Annotated in this window: 13 protein-coding genes; 6 read left to right on the top strand and 7 right to left on the bottom strand. The window is 72.6% G+C overall.

Going from position 1 to position 13,030, the window contains the following annotated elements:
* Positions 1 to 15: 15 nt before the first annotated feature.
* On the bottom strand, positions 16 to 1,212 hold the full coding sequence (locus AB0C38_RS29980; protein WP_360679635.1) for an amidohydrolase family protein: 1,197 nt from the start codon (positions 1,210 to 1,212) through the stop codon (positions 16 to 18).
* 119 nt (positions 1,213 to 1,331) lie between these two features.
* Here AB0C38_RS29980 and AB0C38_RS29975 point away from each other — a divergent pair, with 119 nt between their 5' ends.
* Positions 1,332 to 2,114 carry a hypothetical protein gene (locus AB0C38_RS29975; RefSeq protein WP_360679632.1) on the top strand — a complete coding sequence of 261 codons (783 nt, stop codon included), beginning with the start codon at positions 1,332 to 1,334 and terminating at the stop codon, positions 2,112 to 2,114.
* Here the strand turns inward: AB0C38_RS29975 and AB0C38_RS29970 are convergent.
* Positions 2,095 to 3,762, bottom strand: coding sequence for an alpha/beta fold hydrolase (locus AB0C38_RS29970; protein WP_360679629.1), 1,668 nt, complete (start codon positions 3,760 to 3,762; stop codon positions 2,095 to 2,097). The two genes, AB0C38_RS29975 and AB0C38_RS29970, sit on opposite strands and share 20 nt — an antisense overlap.
* 158 nt (positions 3,763 to 3,920) lie before the next feature.
* Between AB0C38_RS29970 and AB0C38_RS29965 the strand changes: the two genes are divergently transcribed.
* Positions 3,921 to 4,481 (top strand): RDD family protein, encoded by a 561-nt coding sequence (locus AB0C38_RS29965; RefSeq protein ID WP_360679627.1) that lies wholly within the window; start codon positions 3,921 to 3,923, stop codon positions 4,479 to 4,481.
* Here the strand turns inward: AB0C38_RS29965 and AB0C38_RS29960 are convergent.
* Positions 4,362 to 5,012 (bottom strand): response regulator transcription factor, encoded by a 651-nt coding sequence (locus tag AB0C38_RS29960; RefSeq protein WP_360679624.1) that lies wholly within the window; start codon positions 5,010 to 5,012, stop codon positions 4,362 to 4,364. The genes AB0C38_RS29965 and AB0C38_RS29960 overlap by 120 nt on opposite strands.
* Before the next feature lie 17 nt (positions 5,013 to 5,029).
* Entirely contained in the window at positions 5,030 to 6,211 is a 1,182-nt protein-coding gene (locus AB0C38_RS29955) for a histidine kinase (RefSeq protein ID WP_360679621.1), read from the bottom strand.
* 132 nt (positions 6,212 to 6,343) lie between these two features.
* Here AB0C38_RS29955 and AB0C38_RS29950 point away from each other — a divergent pair, with 132 nt between their 5' ends.
* Positions 6,344 to 6,793, top strand: a complete 450-nt coding sequence (locus AB0C38_RS29950) for a hypothetical protein (protein WP_360679618.1) — start codon at positions 6,344 to 6,346, stop codon at positions 6,791 to 6,793.
* Here AB0C38_RS29950 and AB0C38_RS29945 read toward each other — a convergent pair.
* Entirely contained in the window at positions 6,790 to 7,761 is a 972-nt protein-coding gene (locus AB0C38_RS29945; RefSeq protein ID WP_360679615.1) for a LacI family DNA-binding transcriptional regulator, read from the bottom strand. The genes AB0C38_RS29950 and AB0C38_RS29945 overlap by 4 nt on opposite strands.
* Before the next feature lie 83 nt (positions 7,762 to 7,844).
* Here AB0C38_RS29945 and AB0C38_RS29940 point away from each other — a divergent pair, with 83 nt between their 5' ends.
* Positions 7,845 to 8,684 (top strand): phytanoyl-CoA dioxygenase family protein, encoded by an 840-nt coding sequence (locus tag AB0C38_RS29940; protein WP_360679613.1) that lies wholly within the window; start codon positions 7,845 to 7,847, stop codon positions 8,682 to 8,684.
* 40 nt (positions 8,685 to 8,724) lie between these two features.
* Positions 8,725 to 8,865: a hypothetical protein gene (locus tag AB0C38_RS29935; protein ID WP_196425335.1), complete on the top strand. Its 141-nt coding sequence runs from the start codon at positions 8,725 to 8,727 to the stop codon at positions 8,863 to 8,865.
* Between the two features lie 4 nt (positions 8,866 to 8,869).
* Here the strand turns inward: AB0C38_RS29935 and AB0C38_RS29930 are convergent, their stop codons facing one another.
* Both AB0C38_RS29930 and ligA read right to left on the bottom strand, forming a co-directional pair.
* A complete protein-coding gene (locus AB0C38_RS29930; protein ID WP_360679610.1) occupies positions 8,870 to 9,262 on the bottom strand; it encodes a hypothetical protein in 393 nt (130 codons plus the stop codon).
* Positions 9,263 to 9,318: 56 nt separating this feature from the next.
* The gene (gene ligA, locus AB0C38_RS29925) at positions 9,319 to 11,310 is read right to left on the bottom strand and encodes an NAD-dependent DNA ligase LigA (RefSeq protein ID WP_360679607.1); all 1,992 of its coding nucleotides are present in this window, start codon (positions 11,308 to 11,310) and stop codon (positions 9,319 to 9,321) included.
* A 243-nt stretch (positions 11,311 to 11,553) separates the two neighbouring features.
* Here ligA and AB0C38_RS29920 point away from each other — a divergent pair, with 243 nt between their 5' ends.
* Positions 11,554 to 12,783: a DUF222 domain-containing protein gene (locus AB0C38_RS29920; RefSeq protein WP_360679605.1), complete on the top strand. Its 1,230-nt coding sequence runs from the start codon at positions 11,554 to 11,556 to the stop codon at positions 12,781 to 12,783.
* Positions 12,784 to 13,030: the final 247 nt, after the last annotated feature.

Below are 13,030 nucleotides of genomic sequence, written 5' to 3'. Positions count from 1 at the left end.
CTTTCAGGAACTTCTTCATGCGATCCACCTCCCTCGCGCGCACACCGCACGGACCCGCAGCAGCGCCCGCGGGTCGGCCAGCGGATCACCATCGACGGCCAGCAGGTCGGCGTCGAACCCGGGTGCGACGCGGCCTTTGCGGTGCGCGAGCCCGCACACGCCCGCCGCGACCGAGGTGATCGCCCGCAGCGTGTCGGCCGGCGACAAGCCGACCTGACGCAGCATCAGCGGCGCCCACGGCAGCACGCCGTGCGGCTTCACCGGGGCGATCCCGGCGTCGGTGCCGGCGACGACCCGCGCGCCGAGCTCGTGGAGGCGCCGGTAGTTCGCGACGACCCCGGGCAGGCGCCGGGCGACCTCCTCGGGTGGCGCCAAACCCTCGACCGGCACCATGCCGACCGTCGCCCCGACGGCCACGCCCTGGTCCACGAGCGCGTGCAACAGTTCCTCGGAGTGGTCGACGCCGGTGGCGGACCAGAACGTCACGTGCTCCATGCCGTCCACACCGGCGGCGAGGGCGTCGGCGATGGCCGAGGTGCCGTGCGCGTGCGCGGTGACCGGCAGCCCGTGCCGGTGGGCCTCGTCGACGGCGGCGCGCAGGACGTCCCGGTCGAACTGCGCGCATTCCTGCCGCGTGCCCGGCGTCATCGTCCCGCCGCTGGCCATGATCTTGACGACGTCGGTCCCGCGTTCGACGTGCTCGCGCACCGCGGCCCGCACGCCGGCTTCGCTCGCCTCCGCGACCCCGCCGAGGAAGTGGCAGTGCCCGCCGGGACTGGTGATCGGCGGCCCGGCGGCGACGAGCGTCGGCTGGTCCGCGCGTGCTTTCAAGGCCAGGGAGAGATAACCGCGGTCCCCGAGGTCCCGCACGGTGGTGACCCCGGCCCGCAGCGACGCCCGCCCGGCTTCGGCCATCGCGGCCAGGGCCTGCTCGTCGTCGCGCGCGGCGAGCCGGGCGACGGGATCGGCACTGGCGTCGAAGGCGAGGTGGACGTGCGTGTCGACCAGTCCGGGCAGCAGCGTCGCCCCGGCGAGGTCGACGACATCGGCCCCGTCGGGCGGGCTCCCTCCGGACTCGACGCCGAGGATCGTGGTGCCGTCGAGCACCACCAGCGGGTCGGCCACGAGGGCCGACCCCACACCGTCGAACAACCGAGCCGCCCGGACGGCGGTGAGCCGCCGCCGCTCGGTGATCACCAGCTGATTCGTCATGCGGGCCACGATCGCCCGGTTCCGCGGCGGGCACGTCGGGGCAAGTACGGAGCCGCGGTACGGAGATCGCCGCCGCGATCGTGCTCGCCCGGCCCGGCGGAGCGGCCTACCCTCGGCCCATGGGGGAAACCGGGCTCGATGACGCCGCGGATCCGGCGGCCGTGGCGCCGGGCGTGCGCCGCCTCCGCGCCGGTGCCCGGCGGTGGACCTTCGCGCTGGTGGCCATCGCCGCGCTGCTCGGTGGAGGCGCCGCGATCATGCTGGTCATGGACCGCGCCGCGGACCAGCTGTTGACCACCGGTGTGCGGGGAGACGGCACCGTCGTGGTCGTCCGCCCGGTCGGGCGCCGGTCCTCGATCATCGTCCGCTACGAGCTCGGCGGCGCGTCCCGGGAGGCCGTCGTCGTGGTGGCCTCGCTCCGCGGCTACCACGTCGGCGACCACGTCACCGTCGTCACGGACCCGGTCCACCCGGACCGGGTCCGCACGGTCGACGAACCGAACCAGACCCCGGCCGTCGGCACCACCGCCGGACTCCTGCTCGTCACCGGGGCCGCGACGCTGCCGATCGCCGTCCTCCGCCGGATCCGGTGGGCTCGCCGCCGGGGCGCCGCCCGGCGCACCGGGTGGCGCCCCGCCGTCGTCACCGTCGTCCCGCACCGGCTCCTCGCCGCGAAGGAGCACCGCGCACCCGACCTCGAAATCCGCTACGGCGACGGCACCTTCGTAGCGGCCCGGGGAGCGCACGCCTTCGGTGTCGCGGCGCTGAGCGACCGGCCGCGGCGGCCCGCCTGGGTCGCCGGCACCGGCGCGAACCTGAGCGTCCTGTTCCGCGACGGGCCCGGCGGCGGTCCCTTCCTGGTCCCGGCGACCGAACGAACCGTCAGCGGTTCAGCGCACTGACCTCGTCCCGGACCCGGGTGCGCAGCGCACTGTCCGAAGAGAGTCGCGTTCGGACAGACGGCGTCGCGCCACGCACCGGTCCGGCGACCGGGTACACCTGGTCCTCACCGAGCAGCGGGACACCCGGGCACGTCGTGCTGCGCGGCCGGGAGTTCTTGGTGAGGAAGACGTTCACGAGACCGTCCACACACGGGTTGCCCGCCAGCGCGTACTGCCCGTGGAACGGCGAATCGTCCACCGACACCAGCGGGACGCCGGCCGAACGCGCCGCCGCGGACGCCTGCTCGTACCCCGTCTGCGGGTCGAACTCCCCTTGCACCACCAGGATGTTCGCCGCCACCGAAGCGGGCACGTCGGGCAGTTCGTGCTGCGGCTCGTCCGACCAGAAGCCGCACGTTTCGCCGAGGCCGTACGCCCAGCCGAACAGCGGGTATCGCGGGCCCTGCTGGTCGCTGAGCCGCTGGTACCAGGACGCCGAGCGGGTGGGCTGGTCACCGCACGCGACGGCGTACCGGGTGCCGGGACGCTGGGTGTAGTCCGGCGCCGCGGCGGCCACCCGAGCCGGTGTCAGCGCCGCGGCCGGGACACCGAACGCCTTGCGCGACACCGCATCCAGCGAGTCCGCCAGCGCCGGCGGGGGAGTGGCGGACGTCCCGTCGAGCGCGGCCGCGCCCTGGAGGAAGACCAGCGCGCCGAGCAGCCACTGGATTTCGCTGCCGTTGCCGACGAAGATGCTGTCGAACGCGTCGGGGGAGACGTCGTGACTGCCGTAGTAGGCGCGGACACGCTCCCACTTCGCCTTGACCTCCGCGGCCGTCCCGCCCAGCTGCTCGGCGAAGTTCCGGGCCAGCCACGGCACGTAGACGTCGTCGAACTGCCGCTGGTCGATCACCGGGAACGCCTCGAAGTCGGCCTGCAGCCGGCCTTCGAAGTTCACGCTGGAGTCGAGCACGGTCTTGCCGGTGTGCTCCGGGAACAGCGACGCGTACTTGGCGCCGAGCCACGTGCCGTAGGAGTAGCCGAGGTAGTTCAGCTTCTCGTCGCCCAGCAGCGCGCGGATCAGGTCCATGTCGTGCGCGGTCTGCCACGTCGTGACGTACGGCGCGATCGCGTCACTTTGGCACGCCTCCGCGGTCGCCCGGGGTACCTGCTGGTGCGCCGCGACGCTCGCCGCCGAGCGGTCGCGCGCGTCGAGGAGTCCCTGCGGCAACCGGCCGACCGGGACCTGGCACTGGAAGCCCTGGTCGGCCGTCCCCGCGTGGCCGGTGCCGCGCGGATCCATGCCGACGAAGTCGTAGAGCTGGTGCACCGACGGCTCGAGCGCGGCGAGCGACCCCGCCAGCGGCGTGCCCTGGCCACCCGGCCCGCCCGGGTTGAGCAGGATCGCGCCCTGCCGCTCACCGGTCGCGGCGGCCCGGCTGATCGACACCTGCAGGTCGGTGCCCGCGGCCGGGTTCGCCCAGTCCCGCGGCACGGTGACGAGCGCGCACCGCGCGGGCGCGTCGCCGGTCGCCGGCTTGAACGGGCAGTCGCCCCACTGGAGCTGCTGGGTCGTGTACGGCGTGAGCGGGTCCGCGGCCGCGGCGGGCACCGTGGCCGCGAAGAGGGCGGCCGTCGCGGCCGCCAGTCCGATCCGGGAGATGCGCACCGGGGGGTCCTTCCGTCGCCGGGTGGGGTGCGCCCGAGCCTGGCCCGGTCGCGGCCGCCGGTGATCAGCCCGGGGGACGAAGTCGTGGCCCGCGACTCGGTCCCGGGTATGAGACCGCTCAGCGCGCGCCCGGGCGCCGGGACCGAGATCATGGGCTCATGACCCGTCCGGGACTCGGTGTCGTCGGCCGCCGCCTGGTGCAGTTCGTGCTGGACGAGATGCTCGTCTTCGTGCCCATGCTGCTGCTCGCGATCGCGGTGGTCTGGCTGTTCCACCCGCACGGCCTGGCCCTGCTGACCTTCCTGAAGGTCGTCCTCTACACGATGCTGGTGCTGGACTTCCTCGGTCTGGTGTTCATCAACGTGTGGTGGCCCTACCGCCACGGCGGGCAGACGCCGGCGATGCGCTGGCTGCGCCTGCGGATCGAGACCCTCGAAGGCGCGCACCCGTCGCTGGGCGCGTTCGTCGTCCGCGACCTGCTGATGGTCGTCGACGGGTTCGCGTGGGGACTCGCGGGGATCGTCGTGATGCTGGTGACGCGCCGCCGGCAGCGGTTCGGCGACGTCGTGGCTCGCACGGTCGTCGTGCGCGTACCGAGATTAGCGGATCAAGCCGCTTTCCCAAGCCCAGATGGCGATTTCGGTACGGTTTCGGGCGCTGAGCTTGCGCTTGACCGCGCCGATGTGGGTCTTGACCGTCGGCAGCGAAACCACCAGTGAGCGGCAGATCTCGTCGTTCGTTTCCCCGCGGGCCACGGCTTTCACGACGTCCAGCTCGCGCGGGGTGAGCGGGCTTCCGGGCGCCGGGGCGGCCCGGGGATCGCGTCGCGCGTAGTGCGCCAGCAGCCGCGTCGTGATCGCGGGGGAGACGAGGGCTTCGCCGTGGGCGGCCGCGTGCACGGCTTCGATGAGCAGGTTCGGCCCGGCGTCCTTGAGCAGGAACCCGCAGGCACCGGCGCGCAGGGCCGCGTGGACGTTCTCGTCCAGCCCGAACGTCGTGACCATCACGACGTGCAGTGGGTCCGGAACTCCCGCGCCCGCCAGCAGTTCCGTGGCGCGCAGCCCGTCCACGCCGGGCATCCGGATGTCCATCAGCGTGACGTCCGGACGCAGTTCGCGGGCCAGGCGCACGGCCTGGTCGCCGTCGGCGGCCTCGCCGACGACCTCGATGTCCGGCTCGCCTTCGAGGATCAGCCGGAACCCCGCGCGGACCATCGCCTGGTCGTCGGCGATCAGCACTCGCGTCGGCACCCCGGTCTCCCCTCGCCTCAGCCGGGTTCGAGCGGCAGCCGCGCCACGACGCGCCAGCGCCGGCCTTCCGCCGGTCCCGCGTGCACCGTACCGCCCACCGCCGCGACCCGCTCCGCCATCCCGAGCAGGCCGTAGCCACCCCGGCGGGCGGGCCGGGCGGCGCCGTCGTTGACCACCTCGACGCGCAAGGTGCCGCCGGGTTCGTGGTGGACGAGCACGCGGACCTCGGCGGCGTCGGGCGCGTGCCGGCGGACGTTGGTGAGGGACTCGGTGAGCAGCCGGTGCGCGGTCGTCACGACCTCCGGGGCGACGGCCAGGGTGGCGAGATCGGGGCTGACGTCGAGGTGGATGCGGTCGTCGTCGGGGACCGCGCGGTCGACGGCGGTGGCGAGGTCGGCGGGCGGCACGAAGAGGTCCTCGTCGCCGGTCCGCAGCGCGCCGACGAGCCGCCGCATCGCGGAAAGGGCGGTCGCGCCCGCGGTTTCGAGCTCGGCGAAGGTCGCGGTGTCGCCGCCGGTGCGCTCGGCGACGCGGTGCGCGGCCTGGACGCGCACGACGATGCCGGTGATCTGGTGGGCGACGAGGTCGTGCAGCTCGCGGGCCAGCCGGAGCCGTTCGGCGGAGCGGAGTTCGAGGACGTCCACGCGGTGGCGGACCTCGGCGTCGCGCAGGACGAGGCCGCCGGCCAGCGCGCCGCCCCAGACCAGCGCGGCTCCGGCGGCGTAGAGCGCGGCGGGGGAGCCGGTGCCGTAGCGCAGGATCGGGGCGAGGGTGGCGGCGGCGCCGCCGAGCACGGCCTGGACGGTGGCCGCCCGCGGCGGGAGCCGGTGGCAGCAGGCGCCGACCATCAGCGCGATCGCGAGGGCCTCGGCAGTACCGGGCTGCGGCGGAAGGCGCGTGCCGGCCACCGCGAGCACGGCCGCGATCGCCGAACCCAGCAGCGAAAGCCCCGACACGGCGGTGGCGAGCCCGGCGATGTGGTCGGGGAACCGGCGGCGCAGCACGGCCAGCAGCGCCACGACCGGGCCGACGCCCGGCGCGAACTCGAGGGCGATGGTGGCGAACTGGCCTTGCCCCGGCACGGCCCGGGCCGCGAAGACCATGTCGAGCACCACCAGCAGGCCGAGGACGACCGCTTCGGCCACCAGCGGGCCGCGTCGGCCGGTCCACGGGATCCCCGGGTGGCGGGCGAAGGTCATCTGCCGATCGTGCCCCACCCGGCGTCCCCACGCTCCCTGCGCGGCGAGAGTTCGTACCTGGGTACGAGACGGCGGCGGAATCTCGTACCGCCGGTTGATCGTTCACGCAGTGGATCCGGCGAGGCTCGGAGCATGAACCGATTTCTGACGCGGGAGACGGAAGTGGCGACCGAGACCCGGCCCGGGAAGATCGAGGGCCTGCCGGGCTGGTACTTCGTGCTGGTCGGACTGCTGGTGGCGAGCAACGACTTCAGCCTGCAGTTCAGCGACCGGTATTCGTGGGTGGGGTACCTGCCGCTCGCGCTCGTGGCCGTGCACCTGACGCTGTGGTTCACGCTGCTGTCGCGGCGCCGCAAGTACCTGCGCGCGGTGTGGCGCAGCAAGCAGGCGCTCGCGCTCGTCGCCGTGCTCTTCGCGCTGCGGCTGGGGCTGCAGGTCGGGCTGACGAAGCTGACCGACAGCGCGGCGCCGCTGCACAGCTACACGCACTTGATCCTCGGGCTCGTCATGCTGATCGTGACCACGGCCGGGGCGTGGTTCGACCAGTGGCTCATCCTGCGCGTGGTGAACCGGGACGCCTAGCTCGTCCCGCGCACGACCAGCCGGTGCGGGGCGACGATCGACCGGGGCGGGCCGGGCTCGGCGACCAGGCAGTCCAGGGCGAGCTCGGCGATGCGGTCCTTGTCCGGGGACACCGTCGTCAGGGCCGGGACGCTGAACCGGCCGTCCTCGATGTCGTCGAACCCCACCAGCGCCACGTCTTCCGGCACGGCCACGCCGCGATCGGCGGCGGCGCGCAACGCGCCCAGCGCGAGTTCGTCGGTGAAGCAGAAGACCGCGTCGGGGGGCTCGGCCCGGTCCAGCAGCTCCAGCATCGCCCGGTGGCCGTCGGCCCGGTGCAGGCGCTGGACCGGGACCTCCAGCCGGGGCAGGTCCGCCAGTGCTTCGCGATAGCCGGCGAGCCGCTGGCGGGCGGTCGCGTTGAGGGAGCGCGGCTGGATGCCCAGCGCGGCGATGCGGCGGCGGCCGGTCGCCAGCAGGTGCCCGGTGGCCTCGCGCGCCGCGGCGACGTTGTCGATCGCGACGTGGTCGACCCCGGCCGGGCCGTCGTGCTCGCCGAGCAGCACCAGCGGGACGGTGTCGGTGCGCGCGGCCAGCTCCGCGGGGGCAACCGCCCACGGGCTGAACAGGACGCCGTCGACGAGCTGGCTGCGCCGGCCGTGCAGCAGCTCCTTCTCCCGTTCGGCGTCGCCGTCGGTCTGGTCGATGAGGACGGTCAGGCCACGACGGCCGGCGATGCGGACCGTGCGCGCGGCGAGCTCGGCGAAGTACGGCGAGTCGATCTCCGGGACGACCAGGGCTACCAGCCCGGTCCGGCCGCGCCGCAGCGTCCGGGCGGCCAGGTTCGGCCGGTAGCCCAGGGCGTCGATGCTCGCCTGCACCCGTTCCCGGGTCGCCGGGGCCACGTAGCGGAAGCCGTTGACCACGTTGGACACCGTCCGCACCGACACCCCGGCGTGCTCGGCCACGTCCCGCAACTTCGGGTTCACGCCGGCAGCCTACCTCTTGCAACGTGGCATGCCACGTTGCAAACTGAAGTCGCCACGCCGTCGTGACCCCTTCGGAGGCCCGGATGACCACGTACTCGACCGCCCCCTCGGCCGCCGCCGATGTCGGATCCCTGACCGCCCGGCTGTACGAGGACGGCATCATCGGCCTGCCCGGCGCGTTTCCGCGCGACTGGGTACGCCGGCTCGGCGAAGACATCGACGCGGCGTTCGCCGAGGCCCGCGCCCGGCCGGACGGCGCCGTCGGCCGCGGCCCGAACCGCTACTACGTCGAGATCCACCCCGAGCAGCTGCGCGGGTTCGCCGACCTGGCCGCGCACCCGTGGATCACCGCGGTGGCCGAGGCCGTGCTGGGGCCGGCGTACCGGATCGTCGAGGTCGGGTTCGACGTCCCGCTCGCCGGCGCGGTCGACCAGCCGTGGCACCGCGACTTCCCGATGCCCGAGGAGACGGCCCGCCACCGCAGGCTGACCTCGCTCGCCGTCAACGTGACGGCCGTCGACACCGAGCCGGACATGGGCCCGTTCGAAATCGCCCCCGGCACGCACTGGGACGACGGCGGCGCGTTCGACCACGGCATGTTCCCGCCGCGGTCGGCCTACCCGCGCTACCGGTCGCTTGCGGTGCGCAAGTTCCCGCGGATGGGGGACATCTCGATCCGCTCGGCGCTGACCGTCCACCGCGGCACCGCGAACCACTCCGCGAAGTCCCGGCCGGTGCTGGTGCTGGGCCTCGACGCGCCGGGCGCGGGCAACGACGAACGGCACGACACCGCTGTGACGCAAGCGTTCTGGGCGTCACTCCCGGAGTCCGTGCGCGCTCACCTGCACTGCCCGGTCGTCGACGCGCTAAAGCCGATCACGCAGAAGCACACCATCGAGGGACTGGTGATGGGTGATTCGTGAACGGATGTTTGCCGACCCCGGCCCGCGGCAACACTTCGGCATGACCGACGCAGGGATCACTGAAATGTCCGGCCGGGCCGGGGTCGTCGCGGGCTTGCGCCGCGTACTGCTGGCGTTCGGAGTCGGCGGGGCGCTCGCGTGCCTCGCCTGGATGGCGCTGTGGCTCGCGATGCACGTTTAGGCGACTAGAACTCGTCCGACTTCGTCAGTTCGTGCTCGAGCGAGTCCGCCCGGGCGACGACCGCCTTGAGCGGGCGTTCGAACTCGTGCTCGATGCTGAGGTCCTCCAGGGGCACGGTGTGCTTCATCAGCGCGACGCCGTCCACCACGGCCGCGCCGCCGACGGCCGACGATCCGGCCAGCTCGAGCAGGCGCCGCAGGTCGATCTTGTCGGCCCAGCCGACCGGTGAGGAGATCTCGACCCACGCGCCGCCGTGCAACTCCTCCACGTGGTGCACCGTCACCTGCTGCGTCCGGCCGTCCGGGCCCTGCAGGCGGAACCGGAGCCAGCCGTCGGTGTCCTCCAAGACCTCGTACCGCGTCCGGACAAAGTTGATCACATCGGTCCAGGTGGTCACCCGCTCCGCCTCTCCCTCGGGCCTGCTGCGGTCGCAGCATCTCACGAGCCCCTGGGTCAGATGATTCCGGCTTCGATCAGCTGGGGCCAGATTTCGCTTTGATCGGCGACGGTCACGCCGTGCTTCTCCGCTTTCGTCAGCTTGGCGGCGCCGACGTCGGCGCCGGTGATGAGCAGGTCCGTGCTCGCCGAGACCGATGACGCGATGGTCGCGCCGGCCTTCTCGCACAGCCGCTGGAACGTCGGCCGGGGGACCTTCTCGCCCGAGCGCGGGTCGCTGATGGAGCCGGTGACCACCACCGTCTTGCCGGCCAGGGGAGCCCCGGCCGCGACGACCGGCGGGAGGTCCTCGTCCCGGACGTCCAGCGACACGCCCCGCTCCCGCAGCCGTTCGAGCTCGGGCCGCAGCCGCGTGAGGTGCTCGATCAGCGAAGCGGCGACCTTCGGCCCGATGTCCTCGACGGCGACGAGCCCGTCGGCGCCCGCCGCGGCGACGTCTTCCAGGGAACCGAACCCCGCCCGGCACAGGCGGGCGGCGGTGCCTTCGGACGCCATCGGGATGGCGAGCCCGATCAGCGCCCGGCGCAGCCCGACCGACCGGCTCGCGTCGATCGACTCGATCATGCGCGACGCCGAGACCTCGCCGATGCGGTCGAACTCCAGCAGCCGCTCCTTGGTGAGGCGGTAGAAGTCCGACGGGTGCTCGAGGTCGCCGGACTCGGCCAGCCGTTCGATCCACACGCCGCCGATGGCGTCGATGTCCGCCGCGGCCCGCGAGGCCCAGTGGATCAGCCGCCGCACGGTCTGGGCGGGGCAGGCGACGTTGGTGCAGAACAGCTCCCGGCTGTTGCCCTGCTCGGTCAGCGGCTGCCCGCACGACGGGCACGTGGAGGGGGGAACGATCTCCCGCTCCTCGCCGGTGCGCTTGGAGGCGTCGAGCACGCCGGCCACGAACGGGATGACGTCCCCGGCGCGGCGGACCAGGACGGTGTCGCCGATCTTGATGCCGCGGGCTTTGATGACCTCCTGGTTGGCCAGGGTCGCGCGGGTGACGGTGCCGCCGCCGACGAAGACGGGTTCCAGCCAGGCGACCGGGGCGATCTTGCCGGTCTTGCCGACGTCCCAGACGACGTCGGCCAGGACGGTGGTCTTCTCCTCGGCGGCGAACTTGAAGGCGAGCGCCCCCCGCGGCGAGCTCGACCGCGTGCCGGCGGCGGCGTAGGCGTCCCGGTCGGCGAGCCGCAGGACGGCGCCGTCGAGGTCGTAGTCCAGGTCGTTGCGCTGCTGTTCGATCTCGCCGATGACGGCTTGAGCGGCGGCGGCGTCGGCACAGCGGCGCATGTCGGCGGCGGTGAAGCCGAGCGTCTGCAGGGCGCTGCCGAGGTCGGTCTCGGCGCTGTCGGGGTCGGTGTCGAGGTCGAAGGCGAAAAACCGCAGCCGCCGCTCGGCGACGGTGGCGGGGTCCTTGGCCCGCAGCGTGCCGGCGGCGGCGTTGCGCGGGTTGATCAGCGGCTTGTCCGGGTGCGCGACGTTGTAGGCGGCGAAGGTCGACCGCAGCATGACGGCCTCACCCCGCACCTCGACCCGGCCTGGGGCTTTCACCCGATCCGGGATCCCGTCGGTCAGGGCCCGGACCAGCTTGGTGACGTCATCCCCGGTGGTGCCATCCCCGCGGGTGACGGCCCGCTTCAGCCGCCCCTCCTCGTAGACGACGGCGAGCGACAGGCCGTCCAGCTTCGGCATGACGACGACCGGCTGGCCGGGGAAGCGGCCGAAGAAGGCCTCGACCTGCTCGGGTTTCGTGGCCTTTTCCAGGGAGAGCATGGGCCGCGAGTGCCGGATCGGGGCGTGCAGCACCGCCGGCGCGCCGACCTGGTCGAGGGGGTTCGGGTCGGGGGTCAGGTCCGGGTTCGCGTCGATGAGCCCCCGCAGCTCGTCCTCGACCGCGTCGTACTCCGCGTCCGCCACCACCGGCGAACCGCGGTAGTAGGCGTCACGGAGGACCATGATGCGGTCGGACAGTTCCTGTATGCGCTCCCGAGCTTCCACGGGGAAGACGTTACCGGTCGGGTCTGACAGTTTTGGTGCTTCGGGGGTCACCTCGTCGGGTCAGGTCTTGCCGGGTTTTCAAGATGCGGCTTCGTCGGGGCGTGGGAAATCGGCGCTTCGTGTTGTTGCTTGCCGCTCGGTGCGGGAGCGCCGATTCCCCACGCAACGGTGCCCCGGCCGAACTCATAGTGGATCACCCTATCGTGTGATGATCGTGCGTTCGACTGCCGGTAATCTTGGTGTGTGGACAGCGAAACGGTGTGGAAAGCGGATGCGGTGGCCTTGGCTGACCGTGTCTCCGTGCTGCTCACTGTTGTGCGGTCTGTCGAGGCTGAGATCGGTTCGCTGCTGGTGGAAATCGAGTCGCGCGGTGTCATGGAGTTGTTCGGATATCGTTCTGTGGCGCGGCTTTTCGAACATCTTGCCGACGTACCCAAGTCTGCCGCTGAGACCGTGGTCAAACGAGCCCGCGCCCTCACTCCTGCTTGCAACCTCGATGGCAGCCCCGTCCCCGCTGTTGCTCCCGCCACCGGCACTGCTGCCCTGAATGGCCGGTTGAGCACCCCGATGATCGACACCATCGTCGGCGCGCTCACACAGGTCCCACCGGAGCATCGCGACGAGGCCGAGCAGCACCTGCTGACCTTCGCCGAAGACGCCGGCCACAGGCAGGTCGCCGCGTTGGGTGCCCGGATCGTGGCTCACCTCGACCCTGACGGCGCCGAGCCCGACGAGGCTGAACCGGCCACCCCCAGCCGAGAGCTGTCGTTGCGGCGCAAAAGATCCGGGGTCTGGGAGCTTCAGGGTCGTTTCGATGACGAGACGGGCATGCGCGCCAGCGCCCTGCTCGACACCCTCGCCCAGCGCCGCGCCACCGATGAGGGCCCGGACCTCCGCTCGCCGCAGGAACGCTACGGCGATGCCTTCTCCGACGCGATCGACCTCGCGCTCAATACCCCGGACCTGCCGATGCAGGCCGGCGAACGAGCCCACGTGATGATCGCGGTCTCGTTGGAAGACCTGAAGTCCGGCATCGGCCAGGCCATCCTCGGCGACACCGGCACCATCTCCGCGGCCGAAGCGCGGATCCACGCCTGCGACTGCAAGCTCATCCCCGCGGTATTGGGTGAGAAGAGCGAACCCCTGGACCTCGGCCGCCAAAGCCGGTTGGTCACCACCGGAATCCGCCGCGCCCTCTACCTACGCGACCGAGGCTGCGCCTTCCCCGGCTGCCACCGCCCACCCCGACACTGCCAAGGCCACCACATCCGCCACTGGGCAAATGGCGGCCCCACCGACCTCGGCAACCTGGTCCTGATGTGCGCCCACCACCACCGGCTGCTGCACCGTTCCGGCTGGCAGGTACGGATCGCCGCCGACGGTCTACCGGAGTTCCTGCCGCCGGTGTTCCTGGACCGGCGCCGAAAACCCAGGCGCAACAACCTCCACCAGCCGCTGCCCTTCGCAGCGTGAGCATGGGAAAGGCCCGCAGCCACCGGCTACGGGCCTACACCCACGAGCGCGATCATTACCTGGGTCGCCACCCGCGCTCAGATACCGGCCACTGGCTGGACCTCCGGCTGAAGGTTCCAGCGTGCTAGCGGCCTGTCCGCGACCCGAAGATCCCGCGCCCCACCGACCCGAGCTGCGGTGCGAAGCCCGCGTCTTACCGCCCGGGTGCGAGCCACCGATCTCGCGCCATCGGAAGTTCCGGTGCTGC

This window comes from Amycolatopsis sp. NPDC048633 (genome assembly GCF_040650695.1).
GTDB lineage: Bacteria > Actinomycetota > Actinomycetes > Mycobacteriales > Pseudonocardiaceae > Amycolatopsis.
The sequence above is the reverse complement of the archived record's forward strand: the minus strand, read 5'-3'. Positions and strand labels throughout refer to the sequence as shown.